The following is a 20,457-nucleotide window of genomic DNA, read 5'->3' as shown; positions in this document are numbered from 1 at the left end:
AGAACGACCGTCGGTTTAGCTGCTCGACGCGTCGAATGACGTACGCCGCCGGGCAAGCATACCCCGTCCGCGCGGTCAAAGGCCAGCGTTCAGGTATTTTACCGGGTCCCGGGGATCCCGTTCCCGGCGACGCTGATTGAGGTTATGTTCAACAATCTGTGAATTGCGCCATGTCGTTTCTCCATGCGGAGGTAAGAGCCATGTATATCGGACTCGATCTCGGAACCTCCGGCGTCAAAGCCATTATCGTCGATGACGAACAGGCAGTGGTCGCGACCCGTACGGAGCCTCTGACAGTGTCCCGGCCCCGCCCGGGCTGGAGCGAACAGTATCCCGAGGCATGGTGGACGGCCACGCAGGCTGCGCTTGCCGCTCTCCGGCGCGAGGCGCCGGAGGCCATGGCGAAAGTTCGCGGCCTCGGGCTTTCAGGGCAACAGCACGGCGCTGTCCTGCTGGGTGCGAATGGCGAGGTCCTGCGGCCGTGCATCCTTTGGAACGATACGCGCTCCACGGAAGAATGCGCCGAGTTCGAACGACGCTTTCCGGAAAGCCGCTCGGTCTGCGCCAACATCGCGATGCCGGGCTTCACTGCGCCCAAGTTGATCTGGGTCGCAAGGCACGAGCCTGAAATCTTCGCGGCGACCCGTCATGTGCTGCTGCCCAAGGCATGGCTGCGCTATCGCCTGACCGGCGAGATGATCGAAGACATGTCGGACGCCTCAGGTTCGCTCTGGTTGGACGTCGGCGCCCGTCGCTGGTCGGACGAGGCGCTGGCGGCCTGCGAATTGCGTGAGACGGCAATGCCCGCGCTTTTCGAAGGAAACGCCCCCGCCGGGCGCGTCAAGGCCGACCTTGCGCGTGAGTGGGGCATGACGGATCAGCCTGTGGTCGCAGGCGGCGCGGGCGACAACGCCGGTGGGGCTGTGGGGCTTGGCGCGATCCGGTCCGGAAACTCATTCCTTTCGCTCGGCACCTCCGGCGTGTTGTGGACGACCACGGACGGTCTTCGCGTGGGAACGGAACGCGGCGTTCACGCTTTCTGCCACGCAGTGCCCGACATGTGGCACCAGATGGGCGTCACCATGTCGGCGGCGGCGTCACTGGCGTGGTGGTCGCGCGTGTGCGGGATTGACGAGCCAGACCTTCTTGCCGAGTTGCCCGAACGGATCGAAGAACCGTCAAAAGCTGTCTTTCTGCCCTATCTGTCCGGAGAACGGACGCCCCACAACGACGCAGACATCCGGGGCGGTTTTCTCGGACTGTCGCAAGATTCCGATCGCGCAGCCATGACGCAGGCAGTGCTCGAAGGCGTTGCGTTTTCTTTCCGCGACGCCCTGGACGGTTTGCGGGCGTCAGGCTCTGTGGTGAGCGAGGCCGACGTGATCGGCGGCGGCTCGCGCAGTCCGCGCTGGGTACGCATCCTGGCGGCGGCGCTAGACATTCCATTGCACCGGCTAAAGAACGGTGAGCTTGGCGGCTCCTTCGGGGCAGCGCGACTGGCGCGCATGGCGGTGACGGGCGAGGCGCCGGAAACCGTATGCCTCCCGGCGGAACGTTCCGAAACCGTGAATCCCGACGCCGCTCTTCGGGACGCCTACGCTGAGCGTGTAAAAATCTATCGAGCACTCTATCCGGCGGTCAAGGCGATGTCCGGACGGGCGTAGTAAGTGTGACACACTCACTCCGCTGAAAGACTGCATGTTGTCCATCCCCGCGCATCGTCAGTCGACATATCTGCATTGCTCCGGTTTTTAAGCCCGGAAGATTGTCTTCCGGACTTTTCTTCCCCAGGAGCGTCGCCCTTACGCCGTTGTTTTCAGATACAGTCGCCTGTCGTAAGTGATGTTTCTTAAAAAATACGCTCTCCGATCGGCGTGGGCGGTCTTTTGGGCGTTGCCGCCGACCATCCGCCGCCGAGCGCCTTGTACAAGGTCACGCTGTTCGACATCATCTGTAGCCGCGCAGTTATTCCGCCCAACTGTGCCTCATAAAGCGAACGTTGCGCGACGAGCGTGTCCAGGTACGGATCGTAACCAGCATCAAAACGTTGCCGCGCGAGCGAGTATTGCCGCGCATTGGCGCCAATCAGATTGTCCTGCGCCTCAAGCTGCAGGCGATAGGTGTCACGCCCGACCAAAGCGTCAGCCACTTCCTTGAAGGCCGTCTGGATGGTTTTCTCGTAGCGCGCAATTTCCTCCTGCTTGCGCGCTTTCGCCTGCTTGAGCGCGGCGGTAAGGCGTCCCGCGTCAAACAACGGCAGCGTGATCTGCGGCGCCACGTTCCATGCGCCCATGCCGCTCTGGAACAGCCGCGTGATATTGTTGCTCGCCGTTCCGTTGGTCGCCGTAATTTGAATCTTCGGGAAAAACTCGGCTCGTGCAGCGCCAATATCGTCGTTGGCCGAACGAAGCGTGTCCTCCGCCGACAGGATGTCCGGACGACGCCCGATCAGGTCGGACGGAAGGCCAGCCGGCACGTTCGGAAAGTCCACGACATCGCCCAGCTTCGTCTTCGCTTGCAGCGCCTGTGTCGTTGACGCGTCCAACGGCGTGCCGATCAGAAGCGTCAACTGGTCGAACGCCTCCGCGCGTTGTCTTATGTAGACTTGCAGATTCGCTTCGGCCTCGTGCACCGGAGCTTCCGCCTGCGCCAGATCCAGTTGCGTGCCGGTTCCGCGCGCAACCGTCTGGCGGACGAGATCGTATGTGTTCCGGCGGCTTTCCAGCACATGCTGCGTCACCAGAGTAGCCTCGTTGTTGGCGACCCAACTCAACATCGACGACGCGACGCCAGCGATGACGCTGAGGCGCATGCTTTCGCGGCTGAACGCGCCGGCCATGTAACGGTCGAACGCAGATTGGGAAGCGCTGCGGATACGGCCCCAGAGATCCACCTCATACGCCGACAGGCCGAAACCCACGGCGTACTGGCGTGTGTAAAATGGCCCATCCGTCGTCGCCAGACTCAGAATTTTCGAATATTCTTTCTGGATATTCGCCCCGGCGCTGCCGTTAAGCATCGGGAACAGCGCAGCGTTCTCGATGTCGAACTGCGCGCTCGCCGCTGAAACCTGCTGTCTGGCTATACGCAGGTCACGATTGTTCTCCAAAGCCAAAGCGATCAGGCGTTGCATCAGCGGGTCGCGATAGAACGTCGTCCAGTCGCGCATATCCGCTGCGGCTGAGGGGTCCGTCCCGGAAGCCCCCGGCCAGGTAGCCGCCACCGGCGCCGCAGGACGATGATAGTTCGGGATCATCGTGCAGCCCGAAAGCGCCAGCGCGACCGCGCTGACGGCATTTCTCATGACAACCCGCATTTTACGCACCTTTCGCCGGGGCGTCGGCGACCGGTTTCACGTGGCTGCCTTCGCCCAGAAAGGATGGCGGGCGAACGATCAGGCGGCTGCCGTCCGGCAACCCGGACAGAACCTCCAGACGGTCTCCAAAATCGCGCCCCACCTTGATGCTGTGCAGACGCACTTTGTCGTCGCTATCAACTGTCGCGAGGGAAAGACCATCCGCTTCGTAAATCAATGCTTCCGAAGGGATGACAATCGTTGGCGTGGGGCGCGGCAACGCGAACCGCGCCGCGACGTACAGACCGGAGGCAAGCTTTCCGTCGCGGTTGTCCAGCTCAACCTCCACAGGCAACATCCTGCTGCCCCGCTCAAGCGCGAAGCCCGTACGCGTGACGACGCCCGAAAAAATTTCCCCCGGCCGGTCCGGCGTCGTCACCGTCACCGGTGCGCCCATCGCAACCCCCGCCGCATCTGTCTGCGGCACGTGGACGCGCACACGCAGCCGGTCCGTACGCGCCACGACGAACAGCGGCGTCGCCTGTGCGTTGTCCGCGCTGACCAGATCGCCAGCTTCGACGTTGCGAACAGTCACGACGCCGTCGAACGGCGCCACGACCGTCGTGTAAGCCTTGCGTTGCGCCGTTTCGGCCAGCGCCGCGTCCGCCGCCGCCTGCTCCGCCGCCCGCGCATCCTGTGTAATGCGGTCAACATCGAAATTCTGGCGGCTGACGGCGCCGCCGCTGACCAGTCCGCCTGAACGTTGCGCCGTCACCTTGGCGAGCGCGAGGTTAGCCCGCGTTTGCGCAAGGGACGCCTGCGCACGTGCGACCTGCCGGTCGAGTTCCGGCGCGCGGATGATCGCCAGGACGTCGCCCGCTTTCACCACGCTGCCGATATCGACGTTTCTTTTCTCGATATAGCCGGAAGCGCGGGCCCCGATCGCCGCAGTCTCCAGCGGAGCGGTCTCGCCGGGCAGCTCCAGCGTCACGGGCTTTTCGTCAAAATGCACCGTCATGACACGCACGTCCGGTGCCTGTGTCGCCCGCGTATTGGCCAGCGCGCGAACGCTGACGGAACGTTCAACATGCCCGTAAACGCCATAGGCGAGCAGGACCAGAACCCCGACCCCGACCAGCGGCGCTATGCGGGAGCCACCAACGGGAGCCTCAGAAGAATGTTTAACCGGCTCAGACATTCTCATAATCCTCAAGAATGCGGCTCTCACGCCGACGTAAACGGCTATATAGCCAGGGAACCACAAACAGCGTGGCGCAAGTTCCGGCGAGAAGGCCGCCGATCACCGCGCGGCCGAGCGGCGCATTCTGTTCACCGCCGTCGCCCAGCCCGAGCGACATCGGCAACATGCCGATCACCATCGCCATGGATGTCATCAGAATGGGGCGCAGACGCGCGCGCCCCGCTTCGAGCGCCGCCGCCGTCGCATCCAGCCCTTCCGCCCGCCGTTCTTTTGCAAAGGTGACAAGAAGGATCGAATTGGCGCTGGCGACGCCGACGCTCATGATCGCACCCATCAGCGAGGGCACCGAAAAAGTCGTTCCTGTGACGAAGAGCATGAACACGATGCCACACATTCCTCCGGGAAGGCCAAGAACGATCACGAAAGGATCGGTAAAAGACTGGAAGTTGACAACCATCAGCAGATAGACCGCGATCGCCGCCACCAGCAGACCTATGCCGAGCCTGCCGAACGCCGAGTGCATGCTTTCGATCTGCCCCTGCACCACAACCGTATTTCCCGCCGACAGCTCATGACGGTGCCGGGAAACGACACGATCTATCTCTCGCGCTATGGAACCGAGATCCCGACCTTCCACGCTTGCGTCGATATCCAGCGTCGGCTGGATGTTGCTGTGCGAAATCACGTTCTGCGCCACGCCGCGTTCGATGGAGGCGACATTGCCGAGCAGGGCCGACGTCTTGTCCGCCCCGACTGCCGACGCGATGACGGTGTTTTGCAGATCCCTGACGTCTCCGACTTTATATTGCGGCGTCTGTACCGCGAGCGGATACTGGATGCCGGTCTTCGGATCGACCCAGAAATTGGGCGTGACCGTGTTCGAGGACGCCAGCGACACCATTACGTTGCGCGCGACGTCGTCCATCGTCAGGCCAAGATCTTCCGCGCGCTGCCTGTCGATCGCAACCTTGAGTTCCGGCGCGGAAAGCTGCTGATGCAACCGCACGTCCACAAGACCCGGGATGGTCGCAACCTCCTTGCGGATTTCCTGCATGACTTTGCTGTTATTGACTGCGTCGTAACCGGCGATACGGATATCGACCTGCGCAGGAACGCCGAAATTCAGAATCTGCGTGACGATGTCGGCTGGCTGGAAATAGAAGACGCAATCCGGAAACCGGCGGGCAAGTTCCGTCCGCAGCTTACGGACATACTCCGCCGTGGGACGGTGATCCTTCGCCAGTTCCACCATGACCTGTCCATCGTTCGTGCCAACAGTGGAGCCGTCGTCGAACGGCATCGAGTAACGGAAGGGAATGCCGATATTGTCCAGAAGCAGGACGCGTTCTTCAGCCGGAACGACCTCCCGAATAACGTTCTCGACCTGATCGAACAGTTTCTCCGTCGTCTCGATCCGCGTGCCCTCCGGCGCGCGGATGTGCAGCTTGAACTCCCCGGCGTCGATGGACGGGAAAAAATCCTGCCCGACCTGAGTCGCCAGCACGCCAGCAGCGACAAGCGCTACACCGCCAATTGCCGGCACTTTCCAGGAGCTTGTGATCAGAAGCTCCAGTGTCGCCAGATAGCGTGCCCTCAACCGTTCGAAACGGGCGTCGAACCAGACGCCAAATCGCGCGAAACGATCGGGCGGCAAGCCCTTTTCGCGTCTGCGTTCCGCCGCTTCCTCCTCTGATCGCAGCAGCAGGGCTGCGAAGATCGGCGCGAGCGTGCGGCTGACCGCGTATGAGGCGAGCATGGCGTAAACCACCGCCAGAGCCATCGGCGTGAACAGAAATTTTGAGGGTCCAGTCAGGAACTCGACCGAGATGAACACGCAGGAGATCGCGAGAGTCGAGACCAGGGTAGGCAACGCGATTCCTGCCGCGCCTTCAAGGACTGCCTGCTGAAGGGCCAATCCCTCGTGTCGCAGGCGATGAATATTCTCGATCGTCACCGTCGCGTCGTCGACCAGAATGCCGACCGCAAGAGCAAGCCCGCCCAGCGTCATCAGATTCAGCGTCTGGCCTGTCCATGACAGCACCGCGATGGACGACAGGATCGACAGCGGAATGGAGATCGCAACGATCAATGTCGAACGCCAGCTGGCCAAGAAGGCCAGGATCATTGCGGCCGTCAGGAGCCCCGCGATCACCGCCTCCGAAGCGACGCCCGTGATGGCCGCCTTCACAAACACGGACTGGTCAAACATCTCGTCGATAGCCATGCCTTTCGGCGCGGCGGCACGCGTGACCGGAAGCACCTTGTCACGGATCGCGTTCACGACGTCGAGCGTCGAGGCGTTGCCCGCCTTCATGATCGACAGCAGGACCGAGCGTCGCCCCTCTTTCCGGACCACGTTCTGCTGCACGGCCCATCCGTCACGCACCGTCGCCACATCAGCGATACGGGTCAGTGCGCCCGTCGACAGATCCCGCCTGAGCGGCACGTCGTTCAGGCGCGCGGCGGCGTCGGGCATCCCATTCACGTGAATATCGTATTGCGTCGCACCGAACTTCACTGTTCCACCCGGCAGGGTAAGATTCTGCGCCATGATCGCGTTCGACACGTCGAGCGGGGTCAGCCCGAGACCGGCGAGACGCATGGAGTCGATATCGACCATGACCTGCCTGATCTTTCCGCCATAGGGCGGCGGCAGCAGGGTTCCCGGAATTGGCGCAAGTTGCTGCCTGACGCGATAGATGCCGTAATCGTACAATTCGCTCTCGGTCAGCTTGTCAGATGACAAGGACAACTGGAGCACCGGCACGCTGGACGCGCTGTATTGCATGATGATCGGCGGCTGAACCCCCGGCGGCAGGAACGCCCGGATAGAGTTCGTCGCCGACACGGTCTGCGCCACGGCCAGATCGACATTCACGCCAGGCTGAAAATACAGCTTTTCCAGAACGAGACCCGGAGTCGTCTGGCTTTCGATCGTGCGCAGATTGTTGACGAAGAAACTCTCGGAAAACTCTGTATATGTCGTAAGTCTTTTTTCCGTCTCCGTCGCGTCGAGCCCATCGTAGTACCAGACCACGGTCACGACGGGGATATCAATGTTGGGGAACACGTCAGTCGGCGTACGGAAAACCGCCGTCACACCGAGAAGGACGACCAGCACTCCGGCAACAAGAAACGTGTACGGCCGTCGGAGCGCGAAGGCGACTATACCCATGAAACTCTCTGTCTGGCAGGCTCGAAAGGACGGCGACGTCCTTCCTGCCGTCGGATTGCACGACGGTGGCTAGCGCTTCGCCATAACTGCGGAACGTGACGGCTCACGCCCGACCAGCACGCATGGCGTCAGTTCGGGCGGGCGGTCAGTGTCTGCGCGGATTATGCAAAAACCCTCGCAACAGGCGGTAGCGCGATCCGACCAGATGCTTGCACGATTCTTCCATCCACATGAAAAAATCTCTCATCAGGAGTCTCAACTCGACTGAAATACTCGCTGTTTAATGGGCGATTCAGGTATATTTTCTATCACCATGCTTTTCCAGATAGCCTAATGCGCCCAAATAATTGCACGATCCGATCAATTGCTGATTTTTCACCTCTGAGCGAATCGAGCATACGGCTATACTCTTCGGCCAACAGGCTAAGGTCCGGTGCGCCAACCATTGGGGAGACGGTCATGCAGAATACGCTGGAACATTTGCGCGCCTCCATCGCGCGCCATTGTCCGGATGCAATATGCCGGTCGATCGTGCCGGGACTGCTGCTATTTCGCGCGGAAGCTCCCACCACGCCGATGGACGCGGTCTACGAACCCCGGTTCTGTGTGATCGTTCAGGGCGCCAAGCAGGTCATGCTGTGCGACCAGACATTCGAATATGACTCAAGCAAGTTCATGGTCACCGCCGTCGACCTTCCCGTCACCAGTCAGGTCGTCCGCGCCTCGCAAGAAGAGCCTTATCTCGCCCTGTGCTTCACGCTCGATCCCGTGCAGATCGCAGACCTGCTTGTCGACATGCGGCATGACGAAGCGCTGTCAGGGCCATTGTGCCCTTCGTGCATGCGCTTCAGCGATCTGACACACGACATTCTCGATCCGGTTACACGAATAGTCGATCTTCTGGACCGCCCTCAGGATATCCCGATCCTGTTCCCGCTCTACACGCGCGAGTTGCTGTATCGTATTCTGATGGGACCACAGGGGCAGGTGCTACGCCAGATCGCGACGGCAGGAAGCAGTCTTTCGCAACTCAATCGCGCCATTGGCTGGATTCGCGAGCATTACGCGAGCTCTTTTGAAATCGCGTCTCTCGCCCGGCGCGCCGGCATGAGTCCTTCTTCCTTCCATCGCCATTTCCGGGCGGCGACCATGATGAGTCCGCTGCAGTACAGAACCCGCCTGCGGTTGCAGGAAGCGCGACGTTTGCTGCTTATTCCCGGCGCAGACGCTGCTGAAGTCGGCTTTGCAGTCGGCTACGACAGCCCCTCACAGTTTAGCCGTGAATACCGCCGCATGTTCGGAAGCCCCCCGGCGCGAGACACTCGGGAGTTGCGTCTCCAGGCTGGCGCCATGCCGGAAATGACGATGGCGAACTGAAAGTTCGTTCGATCCGGTCGTTACACGTCGGCGCACAGGAGCCCTAGTCCAGAGAGCAACCGACAACTCATGCGAACGGGCGCTGCTACAGGCGAGCCCGACGCTACAGAGATCGCCTCAACGGGGCGTCAGAAGCCAGGACGTCTCCGTCGCCGGACCGGCTTTCCTGAAGCCGCCGGGAATGTCGGTCCACTCAATCGTTTTGATCTCATACCGGTCTCCATAGCGGCTCCGGATTTCCTCTTCTCCTACCGAGAACGGCGGCCCGGAGGCCATCGCCTGATCATAGGAGATCGTCACCAGAAACTGTGGCGCGTGACCCGCCAGCGCCAGCAGCCGGTCGGCGTATCGTGCACGCATCGGCTCCGGCAGAGCGATCAGCGCAGCGCGGTCGTAAGTCGCATCCACCCGCCCCAGCGTCAGCGCGTCGAGGTCGAAGATATCCCCGACAAGAAGCGCCAGCCCCTCGACTTCGAACCGCTCGAACACGCCACACATGGAGACGACGGGCGTCAGTCCGCTCTCTTCGAAGAACTGCTCTACGGCGTTGCGCGCCAGTTCGACGCCGACGACCGACATTCCCTGCGCACGTAGCCAAAGCATGTCATGGCTTTTACCGCACAGCGGCGCAAAAACGCGGGCGCCGGGACGCAGGCGCATTTTGGTCCAATGCCTGCGCAAAAACGCGTTGGTGTCCGGCTGATGAAAACCGATCTGGTTTTCACGCCATTTTTTCAACCAGAATTCACGATCCACGGCGGCGGCCTTCGTCAGTGCGCGGGACGGTCGGAGATAAATCCGGCGGCTGGGCGGCGCAAGCGGAACAGTCCCTTTCGCCTTGCTGATCGTCGCCGGAGCATGATAGCAGCTCAATGCTACAGCGTATCGAAGTGAGATCCAGCACAGCGATGCGCGTCCACAACCGGAAGGCATACGGGACGCATGTCAGGTACGACACGCCGACAAATCCTCACTTCGATCGGCCTTATGGGCGGCGCGGCCGCGCTGTATCAGGCGATGACCGTGCTGGGGCACGCAGCGGAATCCCGGTTCACCGGACCGCCCAACCTGCAAACCCACCGCAAGGGCCAGACAGTGCTGGTGCTCGGCGCGGGACTCGCCGGAATGCTCGCCGCCTACGAACTCCGCAAGGCGGGGTACTCCGTCCGGATTCTCGAGTATCAGGCGCGCACGGGCGGCCGGAACTGGACCCTTCGCGGCGGCGACCGTGTCGCGGAAATGGGCGGCGCGGTTCAGGACGTGAAATTCGCGGCCGGGAACTACATCAACCCCGGACCGTGGCGCGTCCCCTACCACCATCGCGCGCTTCTGCACTATTGCCGCGCTTTCGGCGTCAGTCTGGAGCCGTTCATTCAGCTGAACTACAATGCGCTCGTTCACAGCAGCGACACGTTCGGCGGCAAACCCCAGCGCTACAGGGACGTGGCCGCCGATTTTACCGGCAACGTCGCGGAACTGCTCGCGAAATCCATTGATGCGCACACGCTGGACAAGGAGTTGACGCAGGAGGATCGCGCGCGCGTCCGCGAAGCGATGCGCGGCTGGGGCGTTCTTGACGCCGACATGCGCTACACCAGCACCCTGCATCTCGGCTCCCGGCGCGGCTGGGACCAGCGCCCGGGCGGCGGTCCTGACGGCGCGCCTGTCCCGGTTTCCACGTCTTCCCTGCTCGACCGGCACGATCTGTTCGCGCCGCCAGTCTGGCAGGCGCTTTCCTATTTCATGAATTATGAGATGCAGACGACGATGTTCCAGCCCGTCGGCGGCGTGGATATGATCGGCAAGGGATTCGCAGCACAGGTGTCCGACCTGTTCACGATGAACGCCCGCGTCACGCGCATCGCCCAGGATGATCACGGCGTGAGCGTGTCATGGACGCACACCGAGACCGGGGCGACGTCGGTCGAGAAAGCCGACTGGTGCGTCTGCACCATACCGCTTTCAATCCTCAGCCAGATCGACGTGCAGGTCTCCCCCGCCATGCGTGCTGCGATCGGCGCTGTTCCCTACACCTCCCACATCAAGATGGGGCTGGAGTTCAAGCGGCGCTTCTGGGAGGAAGATGAAGGGATTTATGGCGGCATCAGCTTTACAAGCCAGGAAATTTCCCAGATCTCATATCCAAGTTACGGGTTCCACAAGCCCGGACCGGCCGTATTGCTTGGCGCCTACACGAAGAACATGGCCGGGCTCGACATCGCGGGCATGACGCCCGCGGAACGCATCGAACTCGGACTCAGGCAGGGCGAGGTCTTTCACTCGCAATATCGCAAGGAATTCAGCAACGGCGTCGCCGTCGCATGGAGCCGGATGCCGGGTTCGCTTGGCTGCTGCGCGATGTGGAGCGAGGAAAGCCGCAAACAGCACTACCGCAATCTGACGACAATGGACGGGCGCGTCGTGCTGGCGGGCGAACACGCGTCCTATCTGGGTTGCTGGCAGGAAGGCGCACTTCTGTCGTCGCTCGACGCCATTTCCCAACTCAACAAACGCGCGCAGGCGAATTGAAGGCGGTCCCATGAAAACCCTCAGATCGACGCTTTCAATTCTCGCCCTGTTGTCCACCCTTCCCTCTGTCGCTGCACGCGCTGACTCTCCCGGCGCGGGCGGAGACCGGGACGCGACGATGACCTCCGGGGCCGAGACGTATAAACATGTGTGTCAGGCCTGCCATATGGCGAATGGCAAAGGCGGCGTCGGCGCCGCCGTGATCCCGGCGCTTGCCGGCAACCCGAAGCTGGCGTCACCGATCTATCCCGCTACCGTCGTGCTTAACGGTTATGGCGCAATGCCATGGTTCAACGGCGTTCTGACGCCGCAACAGATCGCGGACGTCGTGAACTACGTCCGGACGCATTTTGGAAATTCCTACAAGGATACGATTACTGTCGACACTGTGAAGGCGATGGCGGGGCCGCCGCCGCACCCCATGCACTGAAGTTTGCCGCGCGCTCAGGCCAGAAGAAGCGAAGGGCGTTCGCGCGCTTCGCGCCGCCCTGAGCGCGCTGGAAGCCACACCATACAACGGGTGCCGACTCCCGGTTCGCTCTCGATGCTGAACCGTCCTTCGTGCCGGTCGACGACATGACGCACGATGGCGAGGCCCAGTCCATAACCGCTGGCGTCCGTGACAGCCGGACCATTTTCGACGCGATAAAAGCGTTCGGTAAGACGCGGCAGATGACGCGCCTCGATCCCCGGCCCGTTATCGGCGACGATGAACGACACGCCCGCCTTTCCGCCCACTGCGACCTCAGCGACGGACAGCGTGACGCGCGGTGCGCGTCCCTTGACCGTGCTTGCGTATTTCACCGCATTTTCAACCAGATTCAACAGAATCTGTACAATCTGGTCCTCGTCTCCGGGACAGACGAAGGGGGTCGGCTCCGTCTCCATCGTCATCCCCCGCGCGGCGAGCAAGGGCGCTGACTCGTCGCGGACGCGGGCGACCACGTCCTCCGCGTTCACTTCGCCCCGCGGCTTGCGGTGCTCCATCATCTCGACCCGGGAAAGCGCCAGAAGCTGGTCGATCAGGCGCTGCATACGCCCGGCCTGTCCCGCCATGATCCCGAGGAACTGCTGTTGCGCCTCCGGATCGTCCGCGGCTGGTCCGCGCAAGGTTTCGATGAAACCGATCAGCGCCGCCAAAGGCGTGCGCAGCTCATGGCTGGCGTAGGCGACGAAATCCGATCGAACCCGCTCGACCGCATCCTGCTCCGAGTGGTCGAACAGCATCGCCAGCACGCGCCCCGAACCGCCGGGCAGCAACCTGAACGCGCCCCGCACCACACGCCTGACCGGAACGTCGATCACGATGTCCGCAGCAGCCTCGATCGTTTCCGAGTCCAGGCGCCGCAACGCCGCATAAACGTCCGGGTGACGGATAATGGTGCCGATCACATCGCCAAAGGCCGCCAGCGCCTCCGTATTGGCGAATCTGAGCACGCCCTGGATGTCGAGGAGCAACGCTGGTTCAGGAAGGAGATCCAGCGTCTCCTCCAGGGTCGCACCCGCTGCGCCAACGCTCTCGACGCCCAGAACCGGTCCGAGAACACCGCGCACCGCTCGGCGCGAAGCGACAAGATACCCGGCGACAAAGCCCGCCAGCGTCCCGCCGCCAAGACAAAGCCCCAGCACGACATCCGTCATTTCGGGAGAACTCCCGTAAGGCCGGACGCCGCGGCCGCCGCTTTCGGGTCAGTCAGGCGTGTTGTCCAGCGCATACCCGGCCGAACGCACGGTGCGGATCAGATCGGCCTCGCCGGGCGCATTGATCTCGCGCCGGAGCCGACGGATGTGGACATCGACCGTGCGGATTTCGACGTGAATGTTCTCGCCCCAGATGGCCTTCAGAATATCCTCACGAGAAAACACCCTTCCCGGGCGGCGCATGAAGAATTCCAGCAATCTGTATTCAGTCGGACCAAGCTGGATCTTGCGCCCGCTCCGCTCTACCCGATGCTTGGTGGGGTCGAGCACGATGTCTTCGAAACGCAGTTCGTCATAGGTGACGTTCATGCGGCGAAGCATCGCCTTTATGCGCGCGTCCAGCGTCGCGATGCTGCATGGCTTGGTGAGGTAGTCGTCCGCCCCGTTCTCAAGCCCGCTGATCGCATCTGTCTCTTCGCTACGCGCCGTCAACATGATGACCGGAATGGCGTTGTCCCCGGGAAGCGCGCGCAGACGGCGGCAGACATCGAGCCCCGACATCCCGCCCGGCAGCATCCAGTCCAGCAGCACGAGGTCCGGCCGTGCAGCGGATACGGCGTTCAGGGCCGCAGCTCCGTCACTCGCCACGTCAACGGCGTAGCCGAGTTTCTCCAGATTGTAGCGCATCATCACCTGCAGGGACGGATCGTCCTCGACGACCAGAAGCCTTGCGCCCCTGCTGGCCCCACCTGCATCCTGCGTTTCCACGTTCATCGCCAGGTTTCCTTCAGGCGACGGTCGTCGGGCCGAGGCCGCCGCGGGGCCTAACCGACGGCAGCATCTCGCCGGTGGCGGCGTAGTAGACGCGTTCTGCGATATTGGTCGTGTGGTCGCCAATACGCTCGAGATTTTTCGCCACGAACAGAAGATGGATGCAGGCGCCAATATTGCGCGGATCCTCCATCATGTAGGTGACAAGTTCACGGAACATGGCGGTGTACAGTTCATCGACCGCTGTATCGGATTGCCATACCTCGATGGCGCGATCACGATCGCGCTGGGTCAGGGCGTCGATGCCGCGCCGCAGGTTCTCCTGCACCAGCCGACCCATGTTGCGCAGGCCGATCAGCGAGAGGTTGTTTTCCATCTCCAGCTTCATCGCCCGACGCGCGATAGACGAGGCATAGTCTCCGATCCGCTCCAGATCGCCGGTAATCTTCAGAGCCGCGACGATTTCGCGCAGATCCACAGCCATCGGCGACCGCAGGGCCAGAATACGGATGGCCAGCGCTTCCGCCTCCCGCTCCAGACTGTCAACTTCCGGGTCGAGTTCGGGCGCCTCGGCAGCCGCTTCTTCGTCCCGATCGACGATCGCGCTTACCGCGCGCGCCGTCTGGCGCTCGACCAGGCCGCCCATGCGAGCCATCAGGCCGCGCAGGCGCTCAAGCTCTTGCTCGTAACTTTTGACTGTGTGCGTGGCCTCGGTCATCGCAACGATCCTAACTTCGCCCCTTCGGGCTTAACTGCGCACAGCGACCGTTCGGGGCGCCGTCGTCCGAATTCAGCCGAACCGGCCGGTTATGTAATCCTGCGTCCGCTTCTCGCGCGGCGCGGTGAACATGCGGTCGGTGCTGTCGATCTCGACCAGCTCGCCCAGATAGAAGAACGCCACCTGATCGGCGCAGCGCGCCGCCTGCTGCATGTTGTGCGTCACGATGGCAATCGTGAATTCCTTTTTCAGCTCGTCGAGCAGTTCCTCGATACGCGCCGTCGAAACCGGATCGAGCGCACTGGTCGGCTCATCCAGAAGCACCACCTCGGGCCGCGTCGCGATAGTGCGCGCAATGCACAGACGCTGCTGCTGGCCGCCAGACAGCGCGGTGGCGGAAGATTTCAGGCGATCCTTCACTTCCGACCACAGGGCGACACGGTGCAGCACGTCCTCGACGCGCGCGTCCATTTCAGCGCGGGACAGCTTTTCGTGCAGCTTCACGCCAAAAGCGATGTTGTCATAGATCGACATAGGGAACGGGGTCGGCTTCTGAAACACCATGCCGACCCGGGCGCGTAGCCGGTTCATATCCATGCCGGGAGCGACGATGTTGCGTCCGTCGAACATCACTTCGCCAGTAGCGCGCTGCCCCGGATACAGGTCGTACATCCGGTTAAGGACGCGCAGCAGCGTCGATTTCCCGCACCCGGACGGGCCGATCATGCCCGTCACCTTGCGCTTCGGGAAATCCATGGTGATTCCGTGCAGCGCCTTGTGCTGTCCGTAATAGAAATCCAGATTCTTCACGGCGATCATGGCCGACGACGTCATGGCTTCCCGCAGATCGCCCGCAAGCACGCTCATAATTACGCTCCCTTACGGTCGAAACCGACGCGCACGATGATATTGATGGCGAGAACGCCCAGAGTGACCAGCAGGGCGCCGGTCCACGCCAGTTGCACCCAGTCTTCGTACGCAGAACCGGCGTACTGGTAGATCGTGACCGGCAGGCTCGCCATCGGATGAGCCGGATTGACCGACCACTCCTGATTGCCCAGCGACGTGAACAACAGCGGCGCTGTCTCGCCCGTCACGCGCGCGACGGCCAGCAAAATACCTGTGATCACGCCGGTGCGGGCGGCGCGCAGGCAGATGAACACGATCACACGCCATTTCCGCGCCCCAAGTGCGATCCCTGCCTCGACCAGCGCCGTCGGCACGAGGGCAAGCATGTCCTCGGTGGTGCGGACGACGATGGGTAGGGCGAGAATCGCCAAAGCGAGACCGCCAGCAAAACCGGAGAACTGCCCGGTCGGCGCCACGACGATTTGGTAGATGAACAGACCGATCAGAATGGACGGCGCTGACAGCAGCATGTCAGAGACGAAGCGCGTCGTGGACGCGACCCAACCGCGACCGTAATTGGCCAGAAATATCCCGCACAACATGCCGAGCGGCGCGCCAATCGCGATCGCGATCGCGGTCTGGATCAGGCTGCCCACAATCGCGTTCGCCAAGCCGCCGTTCAGGCCGGGAGAGGCCGTCGAATGCGTGAACGTGACCAGCGACAGCCCGGCGGCCCCACGCACAAGCAGGGTAAGCAGGATCGAGACCAGAGCCACAAGGGCGACTGAAGTGGCGCACAGGCTGAGCACCGTCGCCAACCGATCCATGAAGCGGCGTCGCGCAACAAGGGCGCTGCCGACACGCCACCTATCGGGTTCCGCTGCGACAGGCGTGGCCGAGGCCTGCTTCAAGGCATGATCGGCGCTCATCGACGCGCCTGCCGGGAAGATACGCCGAGCATCAACCGGGACGCGCAGAGCGCCAGAAAGGAGAGCGCCATCAGGATCGCACCCAAAGCCATCAGGGATGAGAGTTTCAGACTGCCTGCCGCGCTTTCCGGAAATTCGAGCGCAATCAGAGAGGCTATCGTGTTGCCCGGGGCGAAAAGGGACCAGCCGATGCGGTTGGCGTTGCCGATGACGAACGTCACGGCCATCGTCTCGCCCATGGCGCGCCCCATGCCGAGCACGACAGCGCCGACCACGGCCCTGCGCGACCACGGCAGGATCACCTGCCGCATGACCTCCCAGCGCGTCGCGCCGAGGCCAAAGGCGCTTTCCTTGAGCACCGGCGGGATAGACGAAAAGACGTCACGCATAACGGCCGTCACGAACGGCATGACCATGACGGCGAGAATGATGCCGCCGGTCATCAAACCTGTGCCGAACGGCGCGCCCTGCACCAGCGCCCCGAGCACGGGCACGTGGCCGATCGTATGCCGCAGGTTCGGCTGCACGTAATGAGCCATCAGTGGCCGCACCACGAAAAAGCCCCACATGCCGAAGATAATCGAGGGAACAGCAGCGAGAAGCTGCACGGCCATGCCTATAACGGCCGAGACCCGCGCCGGAGCGAGCTGCGTCAGCCAGAACGCTGCGCCGAAAGCCAGAGGAACGGCGATCAGCAGGCCGATCACGCTGGTGACCAGCGTGCCAAAGACCGGGGCCAGCGCGCCATAATGGTTGGAGACCGGATTCCACACATTCGAGACGAGGAAGGCCGGACCAAATGTGGAGAACGCCTGCACGCCGCCGAACAGCATAACGAGGATGATGGCGCCGAGCAGTGCGAGGACCGTAACCCCAGCGCCCGTGACCAGAACCCGGAAAACGGCGTCGCCATCCAGTCCACGCCTCGCGCCAGCGTCGCTACGGGCGTTATGCGTGGTCGGCGATCCAGCCGGCCCCGACGTTACATCCATGTTTGCGTCGCTCCCCTCAGCGAGGCTGACCAATACTTAACGGCCCTCCGCCCGGCAACCAGCTAATGACTGTAGGGCCGTGACATTTTTATTGCACGTACAGCCTGAATGAGGCCCACCGCAAACGCTTTGTCATGTTGCCCGAGCCAGCGCTTGCCTTATTGCAACCCGACAGCGCAGGCGCCCTTGGAGGGGCGTGCCCGCCATGAGGCGTGACTTTGCATGGCTGAAAGCTACGCTCGGGTGTTGCCTAGACCGCCCCCAAACGCCCGTGTCGTAGCGTCATCATAATATTATAGATTGGGCCAATCTTTGAGCCGAGCCCCGGCCTGTGACCCATCGGCGTCATTGCCCTGAACACAGCAACAGCGCCTCCCCCTTGATGGGCGAGGCGCTGCCGTACGGTTCGCGTCGCCCGGCGTCATCTGCCGGGCGGCTTACGATGTCAGCGAAGGCCGCCAGCTGCGATTAACGTCTCTCCCGTAAGCCATCCAGCGTCGTCGGAGGCCAGAAAAACGGCGAGCGGAGCAATATCGCTCACCTCCCCTGCGCGACCCAGAGGCGTTTGAGACACAATCGCCCGCTCCATATCCGAACCCGCGATGTTCGCCGTCTGAGTGCCTTCGGTGTTGATGATGCCCGGGTTGATGGCGTTGACCCGAATCTGCTTCGGTCCGAGTTCACGCGCCAGAGACCCCGTAACAGCGTCAAGCGCCCCCTTCGTCGCCGAGTAGACCGCCGCATTGGCTGGCGTGACGCGTGAGGCGACGGAGCTGATGTTGATGATGCTGCCACCAGCGCCAATATGCGCGGCGGCGGCCTGCGTCGTCAGCAGCGCGCCCAGCACGTTGATGTTGAACAGCTTATGGAAGTGTTCCTCGGTGATGTTCTCAAGCGGCGCGAATTCATACACGCCGGAATTGTTGACCAGAATGTCCAGGCGACCGAACTGATCGACCGCGGCGGCGACGATGGCTTCAGCATCCGCCTTGCGCGACACGTCGCCCTGCACAGCGACGGCTTTGCCGCCCGCGTCCGTGATCGCCGCGACTACGGCGTCCGCCCCTGATTTACTGGATGCGTAATTGACCACCACGGCGGCCCCTTCAGCCGCCAGAGCCTTGGCGATTCCAGCGCCGATGCCCTTGGACGCGCCTGTGACGACCGCAACTTTTCCTGAAAGCTTGCTCATTGACTTCTCGCCTTGTTCGCATGAGCAGGAAGCCCCGTGCTCCACATGCCCGATTTGCAGAAACGTATGGGTTTAAATGTGGAGCGTCCGCTCCAACATGAGGCATATGAGGTAGCGCGTTGCCGCGTTCAAGGATTTGTGGAGCGATGACACCAAAAAAAAACGACATCGGGCGGCGTGGCCGCGGTCGACCGCAATCTTTCGACAGGACGCAGGCGCTTTACGCCGCGATGCGCCTGTTCTGGGACCGGGGGTACGAAGGTACAAGTTTCGACGACCTGATAACGGCGATGGGAATCAGCCCCTCCAGCTTCTACAATGCTTTTAAAAGCAAAGAGGCGCTGTATCAGGAAGCGATCGAAGCATACGCCCAAGCCTCAGGCGCGTGGTTTTACGACATTCTGGGCGAACCTGCGGACACACGGACGACCCTTGAACGCCTGCTGACGTTCGCGGCCGCCGAATTTACGCGCGATGACCTGCCTGCCGGGTGCATGATCGCGGTGGCCGCCACCCAATGCTCCCCGTCCCAGGCGCGTCTGCGCGAACTGATGGCGACCCAGCGCACTCAGTATGAGACCGCGATGGCGAACCGCCTACGTCTGGGCGTCAACTTGGGCGACCTCCCCGCCACTACGGATATCGACGCCCTTGCCGCATTTTATATGTCGCTGATACGCGGAATGGTGGTGCAGGCCCGTGACGGTGCGGCAAGAGAGAGGCTTTTGGAAATCGCGCGTATCGGGATGCAGGCGTGGCCCACAAAGGATGGCGGTTCGAGCGCCGCGTAACGTCCGGGCCACGGCCCTCAATTGAAATTCGGGGTCCTATTTTTGGGGAATAGTCGCCTGCATCCGATCACATCCGTCGTGTGCTTACAGATCGAGAATATTGCGCAACGCGGCGCTCAGAATCCGTTCGTCACGCCAGATCGCCCAGAGAGGGGCGCTGATGTCGTCCGTCGGCGGGACGAAGACCACGCCGGGGACGCCCAGTCGTGCGAGTCCTTCCGGAACGAATCCCCACCCGATCCCTTCCGCGACAAGCCCCAGAAGGCTGGTCGCCGATGAAACGCGCCACCCGACCTGAAGAGTGACGCCGGATTTCGTCGCATAGTCATGGATGATGCGCTCCGTGCCGACGCCCGCATCGTCCTGGAAGCTGATCATCGGATCATCCGCCAGGTCAGCCAGCGACAGGGATGCTTTTTTTGAACTTGGATGCTGCTGCGGAAGAGCGATCATCAGCTTTTCCGTAATCGCTACGCGATGGGAAAGCCCCTCCCTGATCGGCAGCGGGCCCCGGACGAATGCAATATCAATCTCTCCGGCCTCAAGTGCGGAGACAATCTCTTCAATCCCGCCTTCGCGGAGAAGGATAGTCAGGTCGGGGTAACTGTCCCGCATCCGACGGATCAGCAGCGGCAGTTTGCCGCCGAACATCGCCGAAGTGATATATCCGACCGCCAGAGAACCAAGTTCCCCACGGGCAACCCGCCGCGCGACATCGGTCGCATGCTTGTGCGCAACAAGCAGCTTGCCTGCTTCCTCCCGATAAGCCGCCCCTGCTTCGGTCAGGTCGATCCCACGCTTCCGCCGATGAAACAGCCGGACGCCGAGTGCGCCCTCAAGGCTGCGAATCTGCTGGCTGAGCGCTGGTTGAGCGATCTGCAGGATCTGCGCGGCCTTCCCTATGTGAAGCGTGTCGCAGACGACCAGAAAGGCGCGAAGGCGCCGTAAAGAGAGCGATACGAGAAAATCCATAAGTTAAAACATATCAAAAATGGCA

General features: G+C 62.2%; 17 protein-coding genes. 5 read left to right on the top strand and 12 right to left on the bottom strand.

Annotation, left to right across the window (positions count from 1 at the left end; all coding sequences use genetic code 11):
• The first annotated feature begins 200 nt into the window (after positions 1 to 200).
• The gene (xylB, locus tag J2D73_RS00915) at positions 201 to 1,664 is read left to right on the top strand and encodes a xylulokinase (protein WP_207878491.1); all 1,464 of its coding nucleotides are present in this window, start codon (positions 201 to 203) and stop codon (positions 1,662 to 1,664) included.
• A gap of 185 nt (positions 1,665 to 1,849) precedes the next feature.
• On the opposite strand, the gene J2D73_RS00910 is transcribed toward xylB, so the two are convergent.
• From J2D73_RS00910 to J2D73_RS00900, 3 genes are read right to left on the bottom strand one after another with little or no spacing between them, the layout of a single operon-like run.
• Entirely contained in the window at positions 1,850 to 3,304 is a 1,455-nt protein-coding gene (locus J2D73_RS00910; RefSeq protein WP_243429512.1) for an efflux transporter outer membrane subunit, read from the bottom strand.
• Between the two features lie 13 nt (positions 3,305 to 3,317).
• Complete coding sequence (locus J2D73_RS00905) at positions 3,318 to 4,493, bottom strand: efflux RND transporter periplasmic adaptor subunit (protein ID WP_207878487.1); 1,176 nt, start codon at positions 4,491 to 4,493, stop codon at positions 3,318 to 3,320.
• The gene (locus J2D73_RS00900) at positions 4,486 to 7,671 is read right to left on the bottom strand and encodes an efflux RND transporter permease subunit (RefSeq protein ID WP_207878485.1); all 3,186 of its coding nucleotides are present in this window, start codon (positions 7,669 to 7,671) and stop codon (positions 4,486 to 4,488) included. The genes J2D73_RS00905 and J2D73_RS00900 overlap by 8 nt, the downstream gene beginning before the upstream one ends.
• Positions 7,672 to 8,130: 459 nt before the next feature.
• Between J2D73_RS00900 and J2D73_RS00895 the strand changes: the two genes are divergently transcribed.
• Positions 8,131 to 9,048 (top strand): AraC family transcriptional regulator, encoded by a 918-nt coding sequence (locus J2D73_RS00895; RefSeq protein WP_207878483.1) that lies wholly within the window; start codon positions 8,131 to 8,133, stop codon positions 9,046 to 9,048.
• A gap of 117 nt (positions 9,049 to 9,165) precedes the next feature.
• Here J2D73_RS00895 and tmpT read toward each other — a convergent pair whose 3' ends face one another.
• Positions 9,166 to 9,921, bottom strand: coding sequence for a thiopurine S-methyltransferase (tmpT, locus tag J2D73_RS00890; RefSeq protein ID WP_243429511.1), 756 nt, complete (start codon positions 9,919 to 9,921; stop codon positions 9,166 to 9,168).
• Between the two features lie 69 nt (positions 9,922 to 9,990).
• On the opposite strand from tmpT, the gene J2D73_RS00885 reads away from it, so the two are divergent.
• Together J2D73_RS00885 and J2D73_RS00880 are read left to right on the top strand one after the other, a co-directional pair.
• The gene (locus tag J2D73_RS00885) at positions 9,991 to 11,577 is read left to right on the top strand and encodes a flavin monoamine oxidase family protein (RefSeq protein ID WP_243429510.1); all 1,587 of its coding nucleotides are present in this window, start codon (positions 9,991 to 9,993) and stop codon (positions 11,575 to 11,577) included.
• A gap of 10 nt (positions 11,578 to 11,587) precedes the next feature.
• Positions 11,588 to 12,007 carry a c-type cytochrome gene (locus tag J2D73_RS00880; protein WP_207878481.1) on the top strand — a complete coding sequence of 140 codons (420 nt, stop codon included), beginning with the start codon at positions 11,588 to 11,590 and terminating at the stop codon, positions 12,005 to 12,007.
• Positions 12,008 to 12,021: 14 nt separating this feature from the next.
• Here the strand turns inward: J2D73_RS00880 and J2D73_RS00875 are convergent, their stop codons facing one another.
• From J2D73_RS00875 to J2D73_RS00845, 7 genes are all read right to left on the bottom strand, one after another.
• Positions 12,022 to 13,218 carry an ATP-binding protein gene (locus J2D73_RS00875; RefSeq protein ID WP_207878479.1) on the bottom strand — a complete coding sequence of 399 codons (1,197 nt, stop codon included), beginning with the start codon at positions 13,216 to 13,218 and terminating at the stop codon, positions 12,022 to 12,024.
• A 48-nt stretch (positions 13,219 to 13,266) separates the two neighbouring features.
• Positions 13,267 to 13,992 (bottom strand): response regulator, encoded by a 726-nt coding sequence (locus J2D73_RS00870; protein ID WP_207878477.1) that lies wholly within the window; start codon positions 13,990 to 13,992, stop codon positions 13,267 to 13,269.
• Positions 13,993 to 14,005: 13 nt separating this feature from the next.
• Positions 14,006 to 14,707: a phosphate signaling complex protein PhoU gene (gene phoU / locus J2D73_RS00865; RefSeq protein WP_086644267.1), complete on the bottom strand. Its 702-nt coding sequence runs from the start codon at positions 14,705 to 14,707 to the stop codon at positions 14,006 to 14,008.
• Between the two features lie 72 nt (positions 14,708 to 14,779).
• A complete protein-coding gene (pstB, locus tag J2D73_RS00860; protein WP_143217378.1) occupies positions 14,780 to 15,541 on the bottom strand; it encodes a phosphate ABC transporter ATP-binding protein PstB in 762 nt (253 codons plus the stop codon).
• A gap of 35 nt (positions 15,542 to 15,576) precedes the next feature.
• Positions 15,577 to 16,383, bottom strand: a complete 807-nt coding sequence (gene pstA, locus J2D73_RS00855) for a phosphate ABC transporter permease PstA (protein WP_408736811.1) — start codon at positions 16,381 to 16,383, stop codon at positions 15,577 to 15,579.
• A 98-nt stretch (positions 16,384 to 16,481) separates the two neighbouring features.
• Positions 16,482 to 17,477 carry a phosphate ABC transporter permease subunit PstC gene (pstC, locus tag J2D73_RS00850; protein WP_086644264.1) on the bottom strand — a complete coding sequence of 332 codons (996 nt, stop codon included), beginning with the start codon at positions 17,475 to 17,477 and terminating at the stop codon, positions 16,482 to 16,484.
• A gap of 445 nt (positions 17,478 to 17,922) precedes the next feature.
• Positions 17,923 to 18,669, bottom strand: coding sequence for a glucose 1-dehydrogenase (locus tag J2D73_RS00845; RefSeq protein WP_207878473.1), 747 nt, complete (start codon positions 18,667 to 18,669; stop codon positions 17,923 to 17,925).
• 146 nt (positions 18,670 to 18,815) lie between these two features.
• Here J2D73_RS00845 and J2D73_RS00840 point away from each other — a divergent pair, with 146 nt between their 5' ends.
• A complete protein-coding gene (locus J2D73_RS00840; RefSeq protein ID WP_243429509.1) occupies positions 18,816 to 19,460 on the top strand; it encodes a TetR/AcrR family transcriptional regulator in 645 nt (214 codons plus the stop codon).
• 84 nt (positions 19,461 to 19,544) lie between these two features.
• On the opposite strand, the gene J2D73_RS00835 is transcribed toward J2D73_RS00840, so the two are convergent.
• Positions 19,545 to 20,432 carry a LysR substrate-binding domain-containing protein gene (locus J2D73_RS00835; protein ID WP_207878471.1) on the bottom strand — a complete coding sequence of 296 codons (888 nt, stop codon included), beginning with the start codon at positions 20,430 to 20,432 and terminating at the stop codon, positions 19,545 to 19,547.
• Positions 20,433 to 20,457: the final 25 nt, after the last annotated feature.

Source organism: Acetobacter sacchari (assembly GCF_017377715.1).
Classification (GTDB): Bacteria; Pseudomonadota; Alphaproteobacteria; order Acetobacterales; family Acetobacteraceae; genus Acetobacter; species Acetobacter sacchari.
Note: the sequence above shows the minus strand (reverse complement) of the source record. Positions and strands in the feature narration are given on the sequence as shown.